This is a genomic window from Actinacidiphila alni, assembly GCF_900112845.1.
Classification (GTDB): Bacteria; Actinomycetota; Actinomycetes; order Streptomycetales; family Streptomycetaceae; genus Actinacidiphila; species Actinacidiphila alni.
Map to the genome: position 1 here is coordinate 1 of NZ_FONG01000017.1, position 21189 is coordinate 21189.

The window sequence follows — 21189 nt, forward strand, 5'->3', positions numbered from 1 at the left end:
CCACCGGCGAACTCTGGCTCTACGCCGGCACCGGCAAGACCGCCGCCCCGTACGCCCGCCGCACCCCGATCGGCCCCGGCTGGAACACCTACACCCACCTCCTCGGCGTCGGCGACCTCCACGGCGACGGCCACAACGACCTCCTCGCCACCGACCCCACCGGCCTCTGGTACTACGAAGGCACCGGCAACCCCCAAGCCCCCTTCAAACCCCGCACCAAAATCAGCGACGGCTGGCAGGCCTACAACACCCTCCTCTGACCCACCACCATCCTTTCTCGAACGCCCTTCGAAGCGCCGGTCCGGCATTTTTCCTCGGACGCCCGGGCCGGCGCCCCATGCTGCTCGGTAGTCGGCAGAGGCGAGATCGGCCCGGCCGTCTTCGCGCTCGATGGATCAGAGACGGCCGTGTTCTCGAAATCGGATGTCTGCGCATGGGAATGCACAGGCAATACGTGCCGATCAACCCGAAATTCCAAGGATCTTCAAAACAAGAAAGCCCGGTCCGGACAATGTCCGAACCGGGCTCCAAGCCGAGCCGCCTTCGGGATTCGAACCCGAGACCTACGCATTACGAGTGCGTTGCTCTGGCCAACTGAGCTAAGGCGGCGCGCTGCGCGCGTGGGTGCCAGGGTGGCAGGCGCAGCGGGGGAAAGTCTACAGGGTTGTGGGGGGTGGTCAGGACCAGGTGGGGATCATGGGGGGTGCAGGTCAGGGGGTCAGGTGCACTTCTGGTCCTTCGGGGGGACCTTGCCCTGGAGGAGGTAGGCGTTGACGGCGGTGTCGATGCAGTCGGAGCCGCGGGCGTAGGCGGTGTGGCCGTCGCCGTCGTAGGTGAGGAGGTGGCCGGAGGAGAGCTGGTCGGCGAGGGAGACGGCCCAGGCGTACGGGGTCGCCGGGTCGCGGATGGTGCCGACGACCAGGATCGGGGCGGCGCCCTTGGCCTCGATGCGCTGGGCGTGGCCGGTGGCGGGCAGCGGCCAGTAGCCGCAGATCAGGGAGGACCAGGCCAGGGTCGTACCGAAGTGCGGGGAGGCGGCGCGGAAGGCGGGCAGGGCGCGTTCGACGTCGGCCGGGGAGGACAGGGCCGGGGGCAGGTCGAGGCAGTTGACGGCGGAGTTGGCGTACATCAGATTGCTGTACTTGCCCTTGTCGTCCCGCTCGTAATAGCTGTCCGAGAGCTGGAGCAGCGGGCCGCCGTCACCCTTGAAGGCGCTGGTCAGCGCGGTGCGCAGGGACGACCACGCGCCCTCGTCGTACATCGCGGCGATCACCCCTGTGGTGCCGAGCGCCTCGGTGAGGGGGCGCTTGGTGCCGGTGGAGAGCGGTGTGGCGTCCAGCGAGGAGAAGAGGCCGTCCAGGCGCTTGCCCGCGTCGGCGTACGAGGTGGTGCCCAGCGGGCAGTCGGAGCGCTTGACGCAGTCCTCGGCGAACGCCTTGAACGCGGTCTCGAAGCCGCCCGCCTGCGCGCGGCTGCTCTCCAGCGCCCCGACGGACGGGTCCATCGCGCCGTCGAGCACGAGGCGGCCGACGCGCTGCGGGAAGAGGCCGGCGTAGGTCGCGCCGAGGAAGGTGCCGTACGACTTTCCGACGTACGTCAGCTTCTGGTCGCCGAGCAGCGCCCGCAGCACATCCATGTCACGGGCCGAGTCGACGGTCGAGACATGCCCGAGGATCTTCGCGGACCGCTGCTCGCAGCCCTTGGCGAAGTCGCGGTCGGCGGTGGTGAGCTTGGTGATCTCGGCCTTGTCGTCGGGGGTGGTGTCGACGGAGGTGTACGCGTCCATCTGCTGGTCGGACAGGCACTCCACGGGCTCGCTGCGGGCCACACCGCGCGGGTCGACGGCCGCCATGTCGTACCGCGACGTCACCGGCGCGGGGTAGCCGAGCGCCGCGTACTGCAGATAGTCGATCGCCGAGCCGCCGGGCCCGCCCGGGTTGACCAGCAGCGACCCGAGCCGCTTGCCGGGGCCCGCGGCCTTCTTGCGCGCGACGGCAAGCTTGAGGTCGTCGGCGGGGACGGGGTGCGCGTAGTCCAGCGGGACCTTCATGGTCGAGCACTGGAAGCCGGGCACACCGCAGTCGTGCCAGGACAGCTTCTGCCCGTAGTACGGCGCCAGGTCCGCGGGACTACCCGACGGCAGCGGCTTGAGCGAGGTCGTCGCGGGCACCGGCGAGGACGCGGCGGCCTTGTGCCCGCCGCCCTCGGAGGTGCATGCGGACAGCAGCAGGCCGGTCACCGCGATCACGGTGGCCGGGATGCGGAGCAGGCGCTTGGGGTGCATCGGCGGCTCGGGTCCTCCCGTCGGGTGTTTGCGAGCGTATCTGCCGGTGGGCGGGGGCGCCGGGTACGGCTGTCCCCTAATGAGTGACTCGCAGGGTTGTGGGGGGCTTACGGGGAGGGCTGTGCGGAGAGCTGCGCTGACGGCTTGTGCGGGGTCCTATCGGGTGCGGGCCGCCGCCGGCTTCGTACCCGCCGTCCCCGTACGGCTCGGGCCGTCCAGCTTCTCCGTCAGATACGTCGCCACCAGCGCGTACAGCTCGCGCCGCGACCGTACGCCGTCGATGATCCGTACCTGGTCGCCGTGCGCGCGCAGCGTCGTACGCAGCCGCAACGCCGAGGCGCGCGGGGCCTGTTCGCCCGTCGTGGACGCCAGCAGCAGCGACGCGTGCGGGCCCGCGGCGGGCGCGGGGGGCGGGTAGACGCCGGAGATTCCGGCGGCGGCGCGGTAGCGGTCCGGGTGGGCCAGCGCGTCGTGCACCGCGCAGGGTGCCTGCGTGCCGGCGCCGATCACGGCGTGGGCGCCGGTCGCGGGCAGCAGCCGGAAGTGGCGGGCCGCCGCGGTCAGGGCGGCCTCCGGGGCCTGGGGCTGCTGAGGTTTCTGCGGCTGCCGGCCGCCGCAGCCGGGCGGCAGCACCAGCACGAACGGATCCGCCAGGCCGCGTTTCGCCTGGACGGCGAAGCCCTCGTACGCGGCGGCGCTCTCGCTCGCGCTGTCGGGGAGTTGGGCCACCACGGCCGGGTACGCGAGGTCCGCCGCGCCCGGCGAGTCGTAACGCGGCGGCAGCCACACCCGTACACCGTCCCGCAATTCCATCAGCGTGCCGCCGGCCGGGTGACCGACCGTCCGCATCTCCGGCGGGGGCGGGGCCGGCGCCGGGGTGCGGCGCGGCGCGGGCGGCGGCGCGCTCGGGGCCGCGGCGGCCCGGCCCTCGGGCGCGCGGTCCGCGTCGTGGCCGGTCAGCAGCGGTACGGCCAGGCCGACGGCGGCCAGCGCCGCCGCCCCCGCCGCTCCGGCCCGCAGCGCGGTGCCGAGCCGGTCCGCCGGCAGCTCGTACGGGCGCCCCGCCCGCTCGGCCCACCAGTGCCGCAGGGCGCGGTGCGCCAGCAGCGCGGTCGCGGCGAGCGCCGCGAGCAGGAGCACGGACAGAACGGCGGTCGGGACGGCGTCGTCGGCCACGGCGGGAACCCTCCGGGGTACGGGTGCGGCGCGCTTCCCGCGGGGGGTGGTGGGGTGGGGACGGTGCCGGGGTCGTCCGTACGGTCGGGTCCGGGGCTCCGGACATCGTCCGGAGGTCGTCCGGGGGCGCCCGGTGGGCGGGAGTCCCTTGTTCCGGGCCGGTACCGGGGGTCGGTGCCGGGTCCGTCCGTACGGCGGCGGGGTGCGGGAACGCTGTCTGCACCTTGCAACGGCGGTGGGCCACGGGGCGGGAGCCGTAACGCGGCGGGGCGCGCGATCACCCGAAGGCACCAAGGGGTGGGGCTCCGGGCGGGTGGTTCGCCCCACGTGGGGACGGCCGCCCCCGCGGCCGACGCTCTCGCCGGGAGGGACGGCCCGATTCCGCAATCTCTATGTGGGCACTTCCGGCGGCGGTCCGGGCGGGGTCTATCCCGCCCGGAGGGCAAGGGTCAGGGCCTCCACCGCCAGCAGCGGCGCGACATTGCGGTCCAGTGCCTCGCGGCAGGCGAGCACCGCCTCGATCCGGCGCAGGCTCTGCTCCGGGCGGGAGGCGCCGGCGATCTGCTCGATGCCCTCGCGCACCTCGACGTTCGCGATGCCGGACGGCGAGCCGAGCTGGAGCGACAGCACGTCGCGGTAGAAGCCGGCGAGGTCGGTGAGGGCGAGGTCCAGCGTGTCGCGCTGGGTACGCGTCGAGCGGCGCTTCTGGCGGTCCGCCAGTTCCTTCATCACGCCCGCCGTGCCGCGCGGCATCCTGCTGCCCGCGCCCGCCGCGGCGCCGAGCGCCGCCCGCATCTCCTCCGTCTCCTTGCTGTCGACCTCCTCCGCGACGGCCTTCGCGTCCTCCTGCGCCGCGTCCACCAACTCCTGCGCCGCGCGCAGGCACCCGCCGATGTCCGCCACCCGCAGCGGCACCCGCAGCACTGCGGCGCGGCGCTTGCGCGCGGCCTCGTCCGTCGCCAGCCGCCGGGCACGCCCTATGTGGCCCTGTGTCGCCCGCGCGACCTGCGCCGCCAGCTCGGGCTCGATGCCGTCGCGCCGCATCAGTACGTCCGCGACGGCCTCCGCGGAAGGTGTGCGCAGGCTCAGCAGCCGGCACCGCGAGCGGATCGTCGGCAGCGCGTCCTCCACGGACGGGGCGCACAGCAGCCACACCGTACGGGGTGCGGGTTCCTCGACGGCCTTGAGCAGCACATTGCCCGCGCCTTCGGTGAGGCGGTCCGCGTCCTCCATCACGATGACCTGCCAGCGGCCGCCGGCCGGGGACATCGCGGCGCGGCGCACCAGGTCGCGGGTTTCCTTGACGCCGATCGAGAGGAGGTCGGTGCGGACGAATTCCACGTCGGCGTGGGTGCCGATGGTGGTGGTGTGGCAGCCGTCGCAGAAGCCGCAGCCGGGTTCGCCGCCGAGGGCGCGGTCGGGGCTGACGCATTGGAGGGCGGCGGCGAAGGCGCGGGCGGCGGTGGAGCGGCCGGAGCCGGGGGGGCCGGTGAAGAGCCAGGCGTGGGTCATGCGGGAGGTGGGGGGCGGGGGGTGGCCCTCGTCGTGGGCCGTGACCTGGGCGTCGGCGTCGGCCGCGGCTCCTCGCAACTCGGTGACCACTCGTTCCTGGCCGACCACGTCGTCCCACACCGGCATCGCGCGCCCTCCTTTCCGGTCCCGCTCGCGTTCGTCCTCTACCACCGCCCATTCTGCGGTACGCCACTGACAAGTCCTGCTTTCCCTGGCTCCCGGGGTGCGCTTGCCCTTGTCGTCGGGGGTCGGTGCCGGGCCGGGGTGTCTCCTCGAGCTGCGTGCGGAGCCCTTCGTACGTATTCGGCACCCATGTGTCTGCACGCAAATCTGCGGGGACACCCCGACCCGGCCCCTCCAGGTACATCGGCGGCGAACGGTCGTCTTCGCTACCCGTACCGGGGACGGGTGGGCGGGAACAATACGTCGACGGCGGTCGGTTCCACAGACTTCCCGCAGACCCAGGACGGCAGGAGGGGGGCGGGGGCGCAGGGAGAGGGGGTCGAAATGATGCCGGATATTTGTGGCGGGGAAGAGGGCACCGTTACGGAAGAACCAGAAGCGCCGTAAATATACCGATTTCGACCCCCTCTCCCGGAGCACCCGCACCCCGACCCCCGCACCGGCACACGGAACACGGAACACGGAACACGGCACCCGGCACCCGCACAGCCCGCGCCCGAGTCACAGCGAAAGCCGCTGAACGCCCCCCGCCACCGCCCGCGGCTCCGCCGCGTCCTCCGCTCCGGTCCACCAGCACGACCCGCGCCGCGCCAGCAGCCGCCGCAACCACACCTCGGTGGCGACGAGTTCGCCGACCCCGTCGAGGTCGGCCGCGGAGCCGCCACCGTCCGCGGCGGCGGCCAGCACTCCCCGTACCATCCTCGCGTCGACCAGCCCCGCGTCGGCCAGCAGCGGCGCCTCGAAGAGGTCGAGGACGTCGTCGAGCGAGGCCCGCAGCCCGGTGCGCGCCGCCGCCACCGAGGCGCCGGGCGAGCCGCTGCCCCAGCCGGCGGGCAACTCCCGTACGCCGGCGCCCTCCAGGACCTCGCGCAGGACGTCCGCGCGGGCGGTGGGCCGGACGCGCAGGGCGCCGGGGAGGGCGAGGCAGGCGCGGACGACCTGGTTGTCGAGGAAGGGCGCGTGCAGCCGCTGGCTGGGGACGGCCGCGGCCTGTTCGAAGGTGCGGAAGTCGGCGGCCTGCCGGGCGAGGGCGGCGCGGGCGCGCCGCTCGCCTGGCCGGTCCATGGGCCAGGGCCGCCGCGCCGCGTCCTGGAGCCGCACCGACACCTCGGCGAGCGCCTCACCGGTGAGCCAGCGGGCGGCGGGCCCGGGCCGCACCCAGGTCATGGCGGCCAGCGACGCGCCGAGCGGCCCGCCGCCCCCTGAGCCGCCGGAAGACCCGGAACCCCCGAAGTCCCGCCGCAGCAGCCGCGCCGCCGCGTCCTCCACGCCCTGCTGGTACGGGGTGCGGGCGAGCCGCCGGGCGGCCCGGTAGACGGTGACGGGCACGGTGAAGGGGACGAGCGCGGGGTGTCCCCCGGCGGCCCCGTCCGCGCGGGTGAGCGCGGCGACGGGCCGGACGAGGTGGCGGCGCCGCCGGTCCATCAACAGGTCGGCGAGCCGCGCGGGATGCGCGTCAAGGACCTGCCGGGCGCCGAAGCCGATGAGGTGGTCGGCGCCGCCCGCGGCGAGCCTGCGCCGGTTGCGTTCGGCGTCGATGAGGGACGGGCCCGGCTCGTCGGTGAGCGGGCCGCCGGCGAGGTCGGCGTACGGGAGCGCCTCGGCGCCGCCCGGTACGACGACGTGCCGCAGCCGGGGGTCGCCGCCCATGGCCCGGGCCCTCTCCAACTCGGCGTCGCGGTCCCGGAATCCGCCGGCGGCGAGGTCGTTGAAGGTGACGGCGAGCAGCCGTTCGCCGGCGAGCGAGCCGGGGGCGCCGGGCAGCAGCCCGGGGTTGCCGGGGAGTCCGGCGGCGAGCAGCGCGAGGGTGGCGGAGGCGCTGCCGCCGGACAGGTCGGCGCCGATGCCGGGCGCGACGCCGTCGCCCTCGCCGGTGGGGTCGGGGACGAAACGCGCCTGGTCGAGCCGGGCGCGGACGGCGTCGACGAGCGCGTCCCGTATGCCGTCGATCGCGGCGGCGGCGTCGGCGGTGCTGGTGGGCTGGTGGCCGACGGCGAGCGAGGCGGTGGGTTCGTAGCCGCTGACGTCGGGAACGCCGTCGCGCAGGATGAGCGCGTGACCGGGCGGCACGCGGCGCACGCCGAGGTACGGGGTGCCGTCGCCGAGCGCCTCGGGCGAGTCGGGGCAGGCGAGCAGGGCGGCGAGGTGGGTGACGTCGAGCCCGGCCTCGATGAGGTCGGCGAGCGGGAGCGCGGCGGTGGCGTACGCGGTGCCGCCGGACCAGCGGGTGTGGAAGACCGGCCGGGCGCCGGCGAGGTCGCCCAACACGGTGATGCGGCGGCCGAGTTGGAGGACGGCGGTGTAACTGCCGGACCAGGCCGTCAGATGGCGCAGCGCGCCGCCGCGGGCGGCGACCAGGCCGAGCCGCAGCTCGGAGTCGCTGGCGCCGCAGCGGCCGACGATCGCGAGCCGCGCGATGCTGTGCGGGGCGCCGCCGTACGGTCCGGGGCCCGGGCCGTGCCCGTTGGACGAGGCGCCGTTCTGGCCCCCGCGGTAGCCGTAACCGTCGCCGTACGCCGCGCCGTTGCCATGAGTTCCGGAGCCGTTCCCGTACGCCGCCGCCCCGTTGCCGCCGCCGTACGCGTACGTCCCGCCGCCCGCGTCGGCGTGCACGACGCGGATCTCGTCGGGGCGCCAGTCACCGACCACCCACAGCGGATCGGGCTCGGCCCACAGGAGTTGGGCACCGACGGGCAGCGGCGTACGGCCGCGCGCACCCGGGCCCATGCCAGGACGCGAGCCGGCGCGGACATCGGTAACGGGACCCGCGGTGGCACTGCTCCACCCCACCAACCACCGCATCGCCGCCTCCACAGGCTGTGGACAGCCGGTGCGCCGGGGGGACCGCCCCACTGCCGCACCGCCGCGCTGCCACGTCTGAAGTCCGAAAGACCATGCTGCCACGTGAGAGCGCGCAAAGCGGCGCATGGGTGCACCAAGGAGCGCCGGGTCGCACGCGGGAGGCAGCCGCGGGGCGAGCGGGGAACGCGCATCGGCCGAAACGTCTGATTCGCGCCAAAGTCCGCGGCACATGCCGCAGTTGATATGCCGGTCACCAAGTCCGGTGACGGGGACCGGCCGAGGACGATTCGGGGCCGGTTCGAGGTCGGAGGGCGGGACGCTCAAGACTCTTTCCGGCCGCGCGGAGGCAGTGGCGGGGCACGGAAGCGGAGCACGGACGTGATCGTGGAGGAGGTGTGGAGCAGATGTGGACCGCCGGTGGAGCACCTCCCGGAGCCGTCGGGATACGGGGCGCGGGCCCGCCGCCGTGGCAGGGCGTCGGCGCAGGGCGAGGTCCACGGCCCGGGAGGGCCCACAGGCGCCTCCCGGGCCGGTCCGCCGCCCGCGGGGATTGTGGCAACGGAACCCCCTGGCCCGCCGTGCCACCGCCATAGCCGCCTGCCGGGGCCGCGGGCCGACCCACGGTCCCCATGCAAGCGCCGCGGCCCGTGACGGCACAGAGCGCACGGCCGGGCGCACGGCCACATATTCCGGGAGCACGGTCCACCGCACCGATGAGTCGCCTGTGCGTCCGTGGCGAGTAAGGGGCAGGAATCTCGCCATCCGGGACGAGACTCTTAACGGTCGGGATGCGGCGAACTACGCTGGGTGTACCCGGTTCGCACACGTACGCGCGGCTCGGGTGTCCGGCGCATGCGCCGCACCGGCCGTGCAGCGGTCACCGCGGTGGCTGAATCGGACTCCAGGGGAGGGCGACCCCCGCACCCCACGACAAGACCAGGCCGGCCGGCCTGCCCCCAGCGGCATCACGAGGTGAACCGCAGTGAACAGAGAACACCGCGGGCCGAACGAGAAGCTCGGCACCCTTCTCGCCGCGGCCGGCATCAGCAACGCCGGACTCGCCCGCAGGGTCAACGACCTTGGTGCGCAACGTGGTCTGACGCTGCGTTATGACAAGACGTCGGTCGCCCGGTGGGTGGCCAAGGGCATGGTCCCGCAGGGCGCGGCGCCGCATCTGATCGCGGCGGCGATAGGCGCCAAGCTGGGCCGTCCCGTGCCGCTGCACGAGATCGGTCTGGCCGACGCCGACCCGGCGCCGGAGGTCGGTCTTGCCTTCCCCAGGGACGTCGGCGAGGCGGTGAAATCGGCCACCGATCTCTGGCGGTTGGATCTCGCCGGACGGCGCGGCCCGGGCGGCGGGGGCATCTGGCAGAGCTTGGCCGGATCTTTCGCAGTGAGCGCTTACGTGACCCCCGCCTCGCGCTGGTTGATCACCCCCGCGGACGCCACCGTGGCCCGTGACGCGCCCGCGCCGGGGATGAATCACGTGGGGCACAACGATGTCTCCAAGCTCCGCGAGGCCGCCGAGGACGCCCGCCGCTGGGACTCCAAGTACGGGGGCGGCGACTGGCGTTCGGGCATGGTGCCGGAGTGCCTGCGGGTCGAGGCGGCGCCGCTGCTGCTCGGCTCGTACAGCGACGACGTGGGCCGCGCGCTGTTCGGCGCGACCGCCGAACTCACCCGGCTCGCCGGGTGGATGGCCTTCGACACCGGTCAGCAGGAGGCGGCGCAGCGGTACTACATCCAGGCGCTGCGGCTGGCCCGCGCCGCCGCCGACGTGCCGCTCGGCGGTTACGTCCTCGCGTCGATGTCGCTCCAGGCCACCTACCGCAACTTCTCCGACGAGGGCGTCGACCTCGCGCAGGCCGCCCTGGAGCGCAACCGGGGCCTGGCCACCGCCCGCACGATGAGCTTCTTCCACCTCGTCGAGGCCCGCGCGCACGCCAAGGCGGGCGAGGCGGCGGCCTGCGGGGCGTCGCTGGCCGCCGCCGAGGCGCTGCTGGAGCGCTCCCGGGACGGCGACGCGGACCCGCAGTGGCTCGGCTTCTACTCCTACGACCGGCTCGCCGCCGACGCCGCCGAGTGCTACCGCGACCTGCGCATCCCGCGCCAGGTGCAGCGCTTCACCGAGCAGGCGCTGGCCAAGCCCACCGAGGAGTTCGTGCGCTCGCACGGCCTGCGGCTGGTCGTGTCGGCCGTCGCCGAACTGGAGTCGGGGAATCTGGACGCGGCGTGCGCGGCCGGCACCAAGGCCGTCGAGGTCGCGGGGCGGATCTCCTCGGCCCGCACCACGGAGTACGTCCGCGACCTGCTGCACCGCCTGGAGCCGTACAACGACGAGCCGCGCGTGCTCGAACTCCGGGAGCGGGCACGGCCGTTGCTCGCGGCGCCCGCGTAGCCGGCCTGTCGGCCGTCGGTTTCGTCGGTCCGTCGGTCCGTCAGTCCGGGGGCGTGCTTTCCGGACATGCCGACAGCAAATTCCGCACCCGTCCGATGTTTGAGAGCTAACCTGCCCGGCTATGAGGGCCCACAGGCAGGAGGCGTCATGACCCGCACCGGACCTCTCGGCTCCTCTCCGGAGGACGTCGTCATCGTCGGCGCGGGCATCATCGGCCTGTCCACCGCGTACGCCCTCACGCGCGCGGCCCCCGGCACCCGGATCACGGTGCTGGAGAAGGAGCCGGGCCCGGCGCGGCACCAGACCGGCCGCAACAGCGGGGTGATCCACAGCGGCATCTACTACCGGCCCGGTTCGCTCAAGGCGCGGTACGCGCTCGCCGGGTCGGCGGAGCTCGCCAAATTCTGCGCCGAGCACGGCATCGCGCACGAGATCACCGGCAAGCTGATCGTCGCGACCGCGCCCGCCGAACTGCCCCGGCTGCACGCCCTCGTCCAGCGCGGCCGGGAACACGGCTTAGCCGTACGGGAGTTGGGCCCTGCCCAGATCGCCGAGCACGAACCGAAGGTCGCGGGGATCGCCGCCATCCATGTCGCCGCCACCGGCATCTGCGACTACCGGGCGGTCGCCGCCGCCTTCGCCCGGCTCGCCACGGACGCTGATACGGACGCCGGCTGCCGGATCCGGTACGGCGAGCAGGTCCGTACGATCGAGCGCCGCGCGGACGGTCTGATCGCCGTCGGGACGGCGGACGCCGAGGGGCGGCCCGGGGCCGCACTCCGTACGAAGGTGCTGGTCAACTGCGCGGGCCTGCACAGCGACCGGATCGCCGAGCTGGCCGGGGACGACCCGGGGATGCGGATCGTGCCTTTCCGGGGCGAGTTCTACGAGCTGGTGCCGGTACGGCGCGGGCTGGTGCGCGGGCTGGTCTATCCGGTGCCCGATCCCGAATTCCCCTTCCTCGGCGTCCACTTGACGCGTGACGTGCACGGCGGCGTGCATCTCGGGCCGAACGCCGTGCCCGCGCTGGCCCGCGAGGGCTACCGGCGCAGCACCGTACGGCTGGCCGATCTCACCGCGACCGCGCGCTTCCCCGGCACCTGGCGGATCGCCCGGCGCCACTGGCGCCAGGAGGTCGGTGAGATCCACCGTTCCCTGTCCAAGCGCGCCTTCACGGCGAACGCCCGCCGCCTGCTGCCCGACCTGCGCCCCGGCGACCTCGTCCCGGCCCCGGCCGGCGTCCGCGCCCAGGCCGTCCTCCCGGACGGCACCCTCGTCGACGACTTCCTCTTCGGCGGCTCCGGGCCCTTCGTCCACGTCCTCAACGCGCCGTCGCCTGCGGCGACCGCTTCCCTCCCCATCGGCCGCGAGGTCGCGCGGCGCGCGCTCGCCGCACTGCGGGACGCGTAGTCGCCTGCGGCGGACGGGAGTTCGTGCATCGGCGCCCACGCCGGACGGTCCGCCTCCGGCGGAAGGGCTGCGCGGGCGGCGGCACGGAGTCACCTTCCGCCGGGCGGGGGTTGGGGTCGCGCAGGCGGCGGTCGCCGCCGGACGGGCGGGGGTCGGGGGCGCCGGCTCCCGCGGTCACCGACGCCCCCTGTCACGGCAGTTCGATCCGCGCGAACAGCGGCGCCGGGCGCGGGAGTACGCCGTCCGCGTCCGGCGTGCACTGCCGCGCGATCCGGCCCGCCGCGTCCGGGAGGAACGGGGCGAGCTGGTCGGCGAGTTGGCGGCACGCGTCGAGGAGGACGACGAGGACCACGTCCAGACGTCCGGCGCCGTCCGGGTATCCCGCCACGGCCAGACGTCCCGTCGTGTCCGGGCTTCCGGCCAGGCCCAGGCTCGCGGCAGCGTGGGCATGTCCGGCGGCGGCCGGGCTTCCGGCAGGGCCCAGGTGCGGGCCGGCGGCGGGCGGCGCGGCCGCTGCCTCCGCCTTTGCCAGGTCCCAGGGTCGGGTGGACTCGATGCAGCGGTTGGCCTCTTCCAGGATCGTCCAGACGGCCGCCGCGGCGCGGCGGAAGTCGTGGCGGGCGAGGGCGGCGGTGACGCGGTCGCCGGCGGTACGGCAGGCGGTCGCGAGCGGGGCCGTATCGGGTGAATCGGGGGCGCCCGTACGGTCGGGGCGGCCGCCGCGGTAGCGGTGAATCATCGTCACCACGCGGTGCACCAGATTCCCGAGGCCGCCCGCGAGGTCGGAGTTGGCGCGGGCGATCAGCCGCTCGACGGTGAAGTCCGCGTCGCCGACGCGCGGTACGTCGCGCAGCAGCCACCAGCGGACCGCGTCCGTACCGTAAGCGGCGACGAGTTGGGCCGGGTCGACGGCCGAACCAACGCCCGTACCTGCCGACTTGCTGATCTTGCGGCCGTCAACGGTCAGATAGTCGTGCACGAGCACATCCGTCGGCAGCGGCAGGCCCGCGGACAGCAGCATGGCGGGCCAGTACACGGCGTGGAAGCGGACCACCCCTTTACCGACGAGGTGGACGCGGCGCCCCTCCCCCGCCCACCAGCGCTCGTACGCGTCGCCGCCACCGCCCTCCGGGGCCGACCCGTAACCGAGGGCGGTCACGTAATTGCCGAGCGCGTCCCACCAGACGTAGACGACCTGGTCCGGGTCGTCCGGCACCGGGATGCCCCAGCCGCGGGCGCGGGCGACCGAGCGCGAGACCGAGAAGTCGCGCAGGCCGCCGTCGATGAGGGCGAGCACTTCGTTGCGGCGGGCGGCCGGTTCGACACGGAGCCGACCGCTGGTGATCAGCGCGCGCAGCCGGTCGCCGTACTGCGAGAGCCGGAAGAACCAGTTCTCCTCGGCGACCGGCCGCGGCACGGTGCCGTGCTCGGGACAGCGCCCGTCGACCAGTTCCTCCGGCGTCCAGAACTGCTCGCAGCCGACGCAGTACAGCCCCTCGTAATGCTTCCGGTACAGGTCGCCGGCCGCCGCGCACCGCCGCCACAGCGCCTCCACGCCGGTGCGGTGGCGCGGGTCGCTGCTGGTGCGGATGAAGTCGTCGAAGGAGAGCGCGAGGGGCGCGCGCAGGGCCGCGAAGGCGGCGGCGTTCCGGTCCACGAACTGCTGGACGGGGACGCCCTCGGCCTCGGCGGCCAGCACGTTCTTCAGCGAATTGTCGTCCGTGCCGGACAGGAAGCGGACGGGGTGGCCGGCCCGGCGGCGGTGGCGGGCCAGGACGTCTGCCTGGACGAGTTCGAGCGCGAAGCCGAGGTGGGGGCGGGCGTTGACGTACGGGATGGTGGTGGTGACGTAGTACGGGAGCTTCGCGGGCGTACGGGCTGCGGTCATCGGAGCCTCTTCCTTTGCCTTCGGTGATCGGCGAGTGCCGTCGGTGATCGGCGAGGGGCGGGGTTCCGGACACAAAAACGAGGCCCCGTTCCCGGGGCCTCGTGTGTCGTGTGCGGTGGTCGCACGCGCGCGTCAGTGGCTGCCCCGGTGGCGGGGCATCATCTGCGGTGCGCGTGTGATCATGTGCCGAGGGTAACAGGGCCGTACGGCCACGGGCCCGGGGATTTCCGGCGGCCGGGGGCGTACGCGGCCGACCCCGTAGAATCGGGAGCATTGTGTCCAGCTCACCCACTCCCCCCACGACGGTCACCGTCACCGACCGCGCCGACATCCTCGTGAAGCAGCGGCGGTTCCCGAACGGTCCCGCGCCCGATCCGGCCGCCTCCCGCGAGGAGCACCGGATCAGGTCGTTCCATGCCCGGCGCGGGCGGATCACGCAGGCGCAGGCCGCGGCGATCGACGCGCACTGGGACGCGTGGGGCGTCGAGCTGGACGGCAGCCCGCTGGACCTGCCCGCGCTGTTCGGCTCGGCCGACCTCCCCGTCGTCCTGGAGATCGGCTTCGGGATGGGCGACGCGACCGCCGCGATGGCCGCCGCCGACCCGGCGACCGGCATCCTCGCCGTGGACGTGCACACCCCCGGCCAGGGCAATCTGCTCGCGCTCGCCGACCGCCTCGGCCTGACCAACGTCCGGGTGGCCAACGGCGACGCCGTCGTCCTGCTGCGCGACATGCTTCCGCCCGCCTCCCTCGCGGGCCTGCGCGTCTACTTCCCCGACCCCTGGCCCAAGGCCAAGCACCACAAGCGGCGGCTGATCCAGCCGGATTTCCTGGCCATGGTCACGCCGCTGCTGCGGCCGGGCGCGGTCGTGCACTGCGCGACGGACTGGGAGCCGTACGCCGAGCACATGCTGGAGGTGCTGTCGGCGGCGCCGGGGCTGGTCAATCAGTATCCGGCCGGTCCGAATTCGCGGCCCGCGGAAGGTTTCGCGCCGCGTCCCGATTTCCGGCCGCTGACGAAGTTCGAGCGGCAGGGGCTGGCGAAGGGCCACGTCGTACGGGATCTGCTGTTCACACGGGTGTGATCCGCCGCCGGTGAGCGCCGGACCGTACGGGGGCCACCGTATCGGGCCGGTCACCTGCGGGGATCGATTCGTACGCACCCTCGCGCGGGGCCGCCCGGCCCCCGTACTGTCGACGGGTGTCCACGTATTCGCACCCGGCTGCCGGGGCCGCGGGTCCGTACGGAGTGGGCTCGCCCGGTGCGGCCGGGCTGCCCGCGGCTCCCGTACGGCCCGGCTCCGACGTGACGCCGGTGTCGGCCCCCGCTTCCGCAGCCCCCGCACCCGCCCCCGCTCCGGAGGACTGGCAGTACGCGCCACGGCGGCCCTTCTGGGAGAGCCGGGCGGTCCGGACGGGCGCGCTGTTCACGGCGCTCGCGGTCTGCGGTGTGATCATCCTCGCGGTGGTGCGCCAGCACATCGGCACCGAGAGCTTCCTGGTCGGCCTGGCGCTGGCGATCCTGCCCGTACCGCTGCTGCTCTGGGCGTTCCTCTGGCTCGACCACGTGGCGCCGAGCCCCTGGCAGAACGTCGTCTTCGCCTTCTCCTGGGGCGCGTGCGCGGCCACGCTCGTCGCGCTGTTCGCCAATGAGTACGGGGCGAAGCTGCTGGCCACGACCTTCTCGGCGAGTCAGACCCAGACCGACAGGTGGGGTGCGACCTTTGTCGCGCCACTGGTCGAGGAGACGGCGAAGGGCGCGGCGCTGCTGCTCCTGTTCGCCTTCCGGCGGCGGCACATCGAGTCGATCGTCGACGGCATCGTGCTGGCGGGCCTGGCCGCGACCGGCTTCGCCTTCACCGAGAACATCCTCTACATAGGTTCCGCCTTCGGCGAGGACAAGGCCCTCGGCTCCTCCGTCCTCGGCTCGGCGACCGCCGCGACCTTCTTCGTCCGCGTCCTGATGACGCCTTTCGCGCATCCGCTCTTCACATCCATGACCGGGATCGGCTTCGCGATCGCCGCCACCAGCCGCCCGCGCAGCGTCTGGCGCCGGCTCGCCCCGCTGTGCGGCTGGCTCGTCGCGATGTGCCTGCACGGGCTGTGGAACAGTTCCTCGCAGCTGTCCCCGATCGGTTTCCTGACGGTGTACGTGGCCGTGATGCTGCCCGTCTTCGGGCTCGTCGTCTGGCTGGCCTTCTGGGCCCGGGCGCGCGAGCTGCGCACCGTACGCTCCCACCTGCCCGTGTACGCCGCGGCCGGCTGGCTCACCCTTCCCGAGCCGGTCGCGCTCGCGTCCATGAAGTCGCGCTCCCGGGCCCGCGACATCGCCCGCCGCCACCACGGCGAGGCCGGCGCCCGCGCCGTACGCGACTACGCCGTCTTCGCCACCCACCTCGCCTTCCTCCGCGCCGCCGCGACCCGCGGCGCGGCCCCCGCCGACTTCACCGCCCGCGAGGCCGAACTCCTCCACCACCTCTGGCACCGCCGCCCCCTGGCCCAACCCGCCCTGACCTCCGCCGCCCACCCCTTCCCCCTCTGGCCCCCACCCCTCCCAACCCCGCGCCGCCCCCCGATGTGGCCCCCACCCCAGTCGTCCCCACCCCCCTGGGGCCCTCCGGGGCCGGGTGCGGGCAAGCATCCGTGACGCCGTTTCTCCTTATTTGTCCACATCAGCGGAGCTTCACCCGATAATGACGGCAAGCCCAAGGAAAGCAATGACGCTGCGGTGGCTCACTAGGGCTGTCAGAGCCTCGCGTTAGTGTGATCCTCATACTTTTCCACACGCGACATTTGGGGGCACCGTGGACGTCGTCGTAGGAGCGGAACTCAGACGTACAGAAGCTCATGACATCTACGGCGGCAGCCGACAGGGCGGCATCTGCCCCAGCCGTACGACTCCCTCCGTCATGCTTTTCACCGACCCCACACGGGGGCACCGACACGGCTACTTCGATGGGTGGGGCGCTGACGGCTGCTACTACTACTCCGGCGAAGGCCAGACCGGCGACCAGCAGTTCACCAAGGGAAACAAGGCGATCCTCGAACACGTCAAGGATGGCCGCACCCTACGCCTCTGGGAAACGGTAGCGAGAAGTGTCGTTGCCTATCGCGGAGAATTCGTCGTCGACAAGGAAAGGCCGTACTACACAACGGATGCTCCCGACACCAACGGGGACATCCGAAGCGTGATCATGTTCCGCCTGCACCCCGTCGCCGCTATCCCCCACCAGGGACCGACCATCGCTCATACCCCTGTCGCGCAGAACATCGTGGAGGATGTCTCGACAGAGCAGCGGAACACCGAGCGGATGACGGTCAACCCGAGTGCTGAGCCCCGTGAAGCCGAGCGCCGGGAAGCTGCACTGGCTGCCAACTACGAACGCCATCTGTCCGGTCTAGGGCACACAGTCACACGGAAGAAGATCATCCCGTCAGGCGACCAGAGGCCCCTCTTCACCGATCTCTTCGATGTCACGGACAACGTCCTCATCGAGGCCAAAGGTTCGGTTGCGAGGGAGGCCGTCAGGATGGCGCTGGGCCAACTCTTCGACTATCGCCGATTCATCGCCCCCACGCCCTCCCTCGCCATGCTGCTGCCCACTCGTCCACGGCAAGACCTCATCGATCTCTGCTCAACCGCATCTATCGCGGTGGTCTACCCCGATGGGATGGGGTTCCAGATCGAACAGTGATCTCAACTGAGCGCGGCCTGCGCCAGTGTGTTGAGTCGTTCCAGTACATGCCCGATGGCGTCCACTCCTCGCTTCTCGGCGTCCGGTCTGATGTCGCGCCAGTTCACTGGCATGGTGTGAGCGAAGGTGGCCGGGACGACTTCCACAGAGATCAGGATGATGTCTCGGTCGTCAAGGAGTTGATAGATCCAGACGTCCCGGAGCACGCCGTGCTCGTGGGCGGTGGTGAGGAGTGGCTCCAGGCAAAAGGAATCGCTCCACGTGGCCACGGTGTCGGTGAAGTCCGCGCTGATGGCGGCGAGTTGGTCAACCGAGGGGATCATTGGTCGGGTCCGGCTCTCCTTGGGTTTCGGCCTCGAAACGCATCTGTGCGTGGTCGAGAACGGTGTCCGGGTCACGGCCGTTGGCCGCGAGCCAGTGGAGGAGGTCGGCGATGAGGTCCACGGTGAGGGAGTCGGCGGCGTGGAGCGCAGCCGAAGACGCGGTATCGGGTGTAGTGCGTCGGAGGACGTAGCGTTCGACGGCCTCGGCTCCCCGGACAGCGTAGGGATTGTGCCGGCGTTGGTCGGTAGAGCGAGCGAATTCGCAGGAGACCGTCTTGCCGGTCGGCGTGGGGAAGGCGGACCAGCCGGTGGAGACGCCGGAGACAAGAGTCAAGCCGCGGCCGTCGATGTCTTCGGGCCGGGAGTGCCCGGCGTGGGGCATGGCGCCGCCGGTGTCGTGGACTTCGAGTCGGATGGCGTCCTCGCGGGATTCAAGGACCAGGGCAGCGGGCGTGCCCGCACCTACGTGACGGATGACATTGGTCGCCAATTCCGAGGCGGCCAGAGTCACGGCTTCGATGAGGTGAGCGGCATCCCAGGTGGCCAGATGTAAGCCGACGAGGTGGCGTAGTTCACCCACGACCTGAGGATCGGCCTCGAACGGAAGAAGGCAGCGGCGGGACGGACGAATGGGCGGGCAGTCGTACATGAGGAGGCAGCCTCTTCTCACAGCAAGGCAGTCACATGGTGTGTGCGCCTGGTGGCGCTCCGAGTACGAGTATGCCACTGAGAAGTTTCTTCGTGTAACTTCTCATGAAAACTCCTCCCAAGAGATTCGGTAGATCGCCAACTGCCCCACGACATAGCCTCGTCCTGGCATCGAGCACAGGAACGAGGCGCGGCAGCATGACATCTGGGCCCACCACTCGTCGCCGCCAGTTGGGCGCAACGATGCGCAAGCTGCGCGAGCGCAAGGGCATGACGTTGGAAGAGGCCGGGACGCGTGTCGGCGTATCCAAGGCGACGGTGAGCCGGTACGAGACGAAGGAAGGCCCGGTCAAGTGGCCGATCGTCGACGCACTGTGCCGTGAGTACGACGCGACCGAGGCCGAACGCCGGGCAGTGGTCGAGTGGGCGAAGTCTGCAAAAGAGCAAGGCTGGTGGGGGTCCCTGTCCGGCCCGCTCCCCGAGACGCTGAACCTGCTGCTGACGTTGGAAGACGAGGCTACCCGCGAGGACCACTTCGCTACCGTCTACGTACCTGGCCTGCTTCAGACCCGGGGATATACGGAGGCGGTTCTCCACGCTTCGGAGATGCGACTGTCGGCCGCTGAAACGGAACGACAGGTCACGATCCGCCTCAAGCGACAGGGGATCCTCGATCGAGTCGATCCTCCGCACATCTGGGCTGTCCTGGACGAGTCCGTCATCCGTCGCGTCGTAGGTGGGCCAGCCGTCATGCGGGATCAACTTACGCATCTCGCATCGTGTGCGGAGTCGCCCAACATCACCGTGCAGATCCTCCCCTTCTCTACCGGTGCGCACGCCTCGGCCATGGGCAGCTTCGTCATCATCGGAGGCGCCGAACCGTCGCTGGACGTTGTCTACCTTGACATCCACACCGGCGCTCTGTTCATGGAGAAGGAAGACGAATTGGATACCTACCGCCGAGCCTTCGACTACCTACGCGCGCAAGCCCTCGGCCCAGCCGATTCCACAGCATCGATCCTCAAAGCCCGCGAGGAGATGCTGTGACCGCCAACCGCAGGAAATGGTTCAAGTCCTCATACAGCGGTGGCGCAAACACCGATTGCGTCGAGGTCGCGGTCAGCGGCGACGGGCTGCTGGTGCGGGATTCAAAGGATGCGGAGGGGCCCGTGCTTGGGTTTTCGCGGGATGCCTGGGGGGCGTTCCTGCGGGAGGTACGGGGTGGTGAGCTGGTCGATGAGGGGTGAGCTTGCGATCGTCCGGTGGGCCGGGGGCGGGCCCGGTGACGACGGTGGGGTGGGGCGGTTGTTGGCGGGTTATCACCTGCGGACCGAGGCCGAGAAGGGGAGGGCCGTTGTGGGTGTGGGGGAGTTGCCGGAGAGGTATCGGGGGGAGGTCGTGGACCCCGGGGCGGCGTTCCGGGGGGATGCGGTGCTGGTGGCCGTGAGTGGGGGCGCCGCGGTGGGGTGCGTGGTGGTGACCGCGCCGGACGGCGGGCGCGCGGAGATCAAGAGGCTGTGGACGGAGCCGGAGTTCCGGGGGCGGGGGGTCGCGTCCGGGCTGGTCGGGGCGGCGATCGAGCATGCGGCGGCGAGCGGCGTCAGCACCGTACGGCTGTCGGTGTGGGAGTGGCGGACGGGGGCCGTCGCGCTCTATGAGCGGCTGGGGTTCCGCGTCGTGGAGTCATGGGACGCGCGGGACCGCCTGGTGTGCATGGAACGGGGTACGGTCCCGGGCCGCGGAGCGGGTGAGGGTGCGGTGGGCGCGGTGGAGGAGGAGTAGGGCGGCCAGGGAGAAGAGGGCACTGCCGGTCAGGGCCGTGGGGAGCGGGGTGTCCAGGGACGGGGACTGGGTGAAGCCGACCCAGATGTAGGTGAGGACGGCGGCGGTCGCGAGGGCCAGGCGGTGGGCGGGGGTCCAGGCGGGGCTGCGGGTCCAGCGCAGGGTGAGGGTGACGAAGGCGGCGGCGACCAGGAGCCAGAGGGCGCTGTCGTACCAGTCGGGGACGCCGGACGGGAGCAGGCCGCCGCGGGCCCAGTGGAAGGAGGCCGCGGCGAAGGCGACGGCGCCGACCGTACGAGGGCGGGGGACGGTGCGGCCGGCGTGCGGGGTGGGGCGGGCCGGGAGGCGGAAGGCGACGGCGATCAGGGCGAGGATGACGGCGCCGCAGCCGATGAGCTGTGCGGGCGAGGCCATGAAGTGCTCGCTGTGCTGCTGCTCGTAGGAGAGGAAGACGGAGTCGGCGAGGAAGGCGAGGGCGACCAGGGGCAGCCCGATCCGGCCGCCGAGCCAGGGGCGGGGGCCGCCGGCCTGGTACGAGTCGCGTGCGAAGGTTTCGACGAGGACGATCGGGACGCAGATGCTCCACACGGTGTGAATGGCCAGCACGTCCTGGATCATCCCGAGGCTGGTGCCGAGGAAGGGGACGTACGTGCCCGCGTACGCGCCGGCCATGTCGTAGCCGCCGTAGTGCGGATTCCACAGCATCTGGTCGATGGGGCCCTCCTCGACCAGGGCGTACGCCGACGCGAGCACGATCATCGTCGGCCAGCCGCGGCCGGCCCTGCGGGTGACCTCGCGGATCAGTACGGCGCCGCCGCCGTACATCGGCGCCAGGAGCAGGACGAACGGCAGCGCCGTCAGCGGCTGATTGCCGAGCAGATACTCCCCGATGAGCGGTGCGAGGAAGAAGAGGGCCAGGGCGAGGCGGATCCGGTGGTATGGCCGGGGCGCGGAAACGGCGGTCCGTTCCGCTTTCGCGCCCGTCGGCGATGTCCTTGAAGGCATGCTCCCGACGCTAGGCACGCCCCGGCGCCGCGGCCTCGGCCGATCGGCCGGACCCGTTGGCCGGTCGGCCAGACCCCCTTGGC

At 72.4% G+C, this 21189-nt stretch carries 16 protein-coding genes, 1 tRNA gene and 1 pseudogene; 9 read left to right on the forward strand and 9 right to left on the reverse strand.

Translation table 11 applies throughout. The annotated features are described in order from the left end of the window. Window positions 1-260: pseudogene (locus BM076_RS36780) on the forward strand (FG-GAP repeat domain-containing protein); the annotation flags it as partial. Window positions 261-535: 275 nt separating this feature from the next. On the opposite strand, the gene BM076_RS24860 reads toward BM076_RS36780, so the two are convergent. The 5 genes from BM076_RS24860 to BM076_RS24880 all read right to left on the reverse strand — a co-directional run bounded on the left by BM076_RS24860 (window position 536) and on the right by BM076_RS24880 (window position 7957). After that, window positions 536-609, reverse strand: a tRNA-Thr gene (locus tag BM076_RS24860). Between the two features lie 109 nt (window positions 610-718). Further along, window positions 719-2284, reverse strand: a complete 1566-nt coding sequence (locus BM076_RS24865; RefSeq protein ID WP_093715929.1) for an alpha/beta hydrolase — start codon at window positions 2282-2284, stop codon at window positions 719-721. A 156-nt stretch (window positions 2285-2440) separates the two neighbouring features. Then, the gene (locus BM076_RS24870; RefSeq protein ID WP_093715930.1) at window positions 2441-3460 is read right to left on the reverse strand and encodes a hypothetical protein; all 1020 of its coding nucleotides are present in this window, start codon (window positions 3458-3460) and stop codon (window positions 2441-2443) included. Window positions 3461-3886: 426 nt separating this feature from the next. After that, window positions 3887-5098, reverse strand: coding sequence for a DNA polymerase III subunit delta' (locus tag BM076_RS24875; protein ID WP_093715931.1), 1212 nt, complete (start codon window positions 5096-5098; stop codon window positions 3887-3889). Window positions 5099-5656: 558 nt separating this feature from the next. Then, window positions 5657-7957 (reverse strand): asparagine synthase-related protein, encoded by a 2301-nt coding sequence (locus BM076_RS24880; RefSeq protein ID WP_407640704.1) that lies wholly within the window; start codon window positions 7955-7957, stop codon window positions 5657-5659. Between the two features lie 982 nt (window positions 7958-8939). Between BM076_RS24880 and BM076_RS24885 the strand changes: the two genes are divergently transcribed. Then, window positions 8940-10355, forward strand: coding sequence for an MFS transporter (locus tag BM076_RS24885; RefSeq protein WP_093715932.1), 1416 nt, complete (start codon window positions 8940-8942; stop codon window positions 10353-10355). A gap of 147 nt (window positions 10356-10502) precedes the next feature. Then, a complete protein-coding gene (gene lhgO / locus BM076_RS24890) occupies window positions 10503-11765 on the forward strand; it encodes an L-2-hydroxyglutarate oxidase (protein ID WP_093715933.1) in 1263 nt (420 codons plus the stop codon). Window positions 11766-11955: 190 nt separating this feature from the next. On the opposite strand, the gene metG is transcribed toward lhgO, so the two are convergent. Further along, the gene (metG, locus tag BM076_RS24895; protein ID WP_093715934.1) at window positions 11956-13653 is read right to left on the reverse strand and encodes a methionine--tRNA ligase; all 1698 of its coding nucleotides are present in this window, start codon (window positions 13651-13653) and stop codon (window positions 11956-11958) included. A 275-nt stretch (window positions 13654-13928) separates the two neighbouring features. Between metG and trmB the strand changes: the two genes are divergently transcribed. The 3 genes from trmB (at window position 13929) to BM076_RS24910 (ending at window position 17348) form a co-directional block, all read left to right on the forward strand. After that, window positions 13929-14738 (forward strand): tRNA (guanosine(46)-N7)-methyltransferase TrmB, encoded by an 810-nt coding sequence (trmB, locus tag BM076_RS24900; RefSeq protein ID WP_093715935.1) that lies wholly within the window; start codon window positions 13929-13931, stop codon window positions 14736-14738. Between the two features lie 116 nt (window positions 14739-14854). Beyond that, window positions 14855-16300: a PrsW family intramembrane metalloprotease gene (locus BM076_RS24905; RefSeq protein WP_407640705.1), complete on the forward strand. Its 1446-nt coding sequence runs from the start codon at window positions 14855-14857 to the stop codon at window positions 16298-16300. A gap of 262 nt (window positions 16301-16562) precedes the next feature. Further along, the gene (locus tag BM076_RS24910; RefSeq protein ID WP_245796319.1) at window positions 16563-17348 is read left to right on the forward strand and encodes a restriction endonuclease; all 786 of its coding nucleotides are present in this window, start codon (window positions 16563-16565) and stop codon (window positions 17346-17348) included. Window positions 17349-17350: 2 nt separating this feature from the next. On the opposite strand, the gene BM076_RS24915 is transcribed toward BM076_RS24910, so the two are convergent. Further along, a complete protein-coding gene (locus tag BM076_RS24915) occupies window positions 17351-17671 on the reverse strand; it encodes a hypothetical protein (RefSeq protein ID WP_093715937.1) in 321 nt (106 codons plus the stop codon). Beyond that, a complete protein-coding gene (locus BM076_RS24920) occupies window positions 17655-18320 on the reverse strand; it encodes an ATP-binding protein (protein WP_093715938.1) in 666 nt (221 codons plus the stop codon). Before BM076_RS24920 ends, BM076_RS24915 begins: the two co-directional genes overlap by 17 nt. A 197-nt stretch (window positions 18321-18517) precedes the next feature. Between BM076_RS24920 and BM076_RS24925 the strand changes: the two genes are divergently transcribed. The 3 genes from BM076_RS24925 to BM076_RS24935 are packed head-to-tail and all read left to right on the forward strand — an operon-like array spanning window position 18518 to window position 20101. Beyond that, on the forward strand, window positions 18518-19366 hold the full coding sequence (locus BM076_RS24925) for a helix-turn-helix domain-containing protein (protein ID WP_093715939.1): 849 nt from the start codon (window positions 18518-18520) through the stop codon (window positions 19364-19366). Then, window positions 19363-19566, forward strand: coding sequence for a DUF397 domain-containing protein (locus BM076_RS24930; protein ID WP_093715940.1), 204 nt, complete (start codon window positions 19363-19365; stop codon window positions 19564-19566). The genes BM076_RS24925 and BM076_RS24930 overlap by 4 nt, the downstream gene beginning before the upstream one ends. After that, window positions 19556-20101, forward strand: a complete 546-nt coding sequence (locus tag BM076_RS24935) for a GNAT family N-acetyltransferase (protein WP_093715941.1) — start codon at window positions 19556-19558, stop codon at window positions 20099-20101. Before BM076_RS24930 ends, BM076_RS24935 begins: the two co-directional genes overlap by 11 nt. Here the strand turns inward: BM076_RS24935 and BM076_RS24940 are convergent. Then, window positions 20003-21106: a hypothetical protein gene (locus tag BM076_RS24940; protein WP_177246597.1), complete on the reverse strand. Its 1104-nt coding sequence runs from the start codon at window positions 21104-21106 to the stop codon at window positions 20003-20005. The two genes, BM076_RS24935 and BM076_RS24940, sit on opposite strands and share 99 nt — an antisense overlap. Between the last annotated feature and the right edge of the window lie 83 nt (window positions 21107-21189).

Coding starts and splice junctions, on each gene's coding strand:
- BM076_RS24865 (WP_093715929.1), bottom strand. CDS start 2,284: ATGCACCCCAAGCGCCTGCTCCGCATCCCGGCCACCGTGATCGCGGTG.
- BM076_RS24875 (WP_093715931.1), bottom strand. CDS start 5,098: ATGCCGGTGTGGGACGACGTGGTCGGCCAGGAACGAGTGGTCACCGAG.
- BM076_RS24880 (WP_407640704.1), bottom strand. CDS start 7,957: ATGCGGTGGTTGGTGGGGTGGAGCAGTGCCACCGCGGGTCCCGTTACC.
- lhgO (WP_093715933.1), top strand. CDS start 10,503: ATGACCCGCACCGGACCTCTCGGCTCCTCTCCGGAGGACGTCGTCATC.
- metG (WP_093715934.1), bottom strand. CDS start 13,653: ATGACCGCAGCCCGTACGCCCGCGAAGCTCCCGTACTACGTCACCACC.
- BM076_RS24910 (WP_245796319.1), top strand. CDS start 16,563: ATGCTTTTCACCGACCCCACACGGGGGCACCGACACGGCTACTTCGAT.
- BM076_RS24915 (WP_093715937.1), bottom strand. CDS start 17,671: ATGATCCCCTCGGTTGACCAACTCGCCGCCATCAGCGCGGACTTCACC.
- BM076_RS24920 (WP_093715938.1), bottom strand. CDS start 18,320: ATGTACGACTGCCCGCCCATTCGTCCGTCCCGCCGCTGCCTTCTTCCG.
- BM076_RS24925 (WP_093715939.1), top strand. CDS start 18,518: ATGACATCTGGGCCCACCACTCGTCGCCGCCAGTTGGGCGCAACGATG.
- BM076_RS24935 (WP_093715941.1), top strand. CDS start 19,556: ATGAGGGGTGAGCTTGCGATCGTCCGGTGGGCCGGGGGCGGGCCCGGT.
- BM076_RS24940 (WP_177246597.1), bottom strand. CDS start 21,106: ATGCCTTCAAGGACATCGCCGACGGGCGCGAAAGCGGAACGGACCGCC.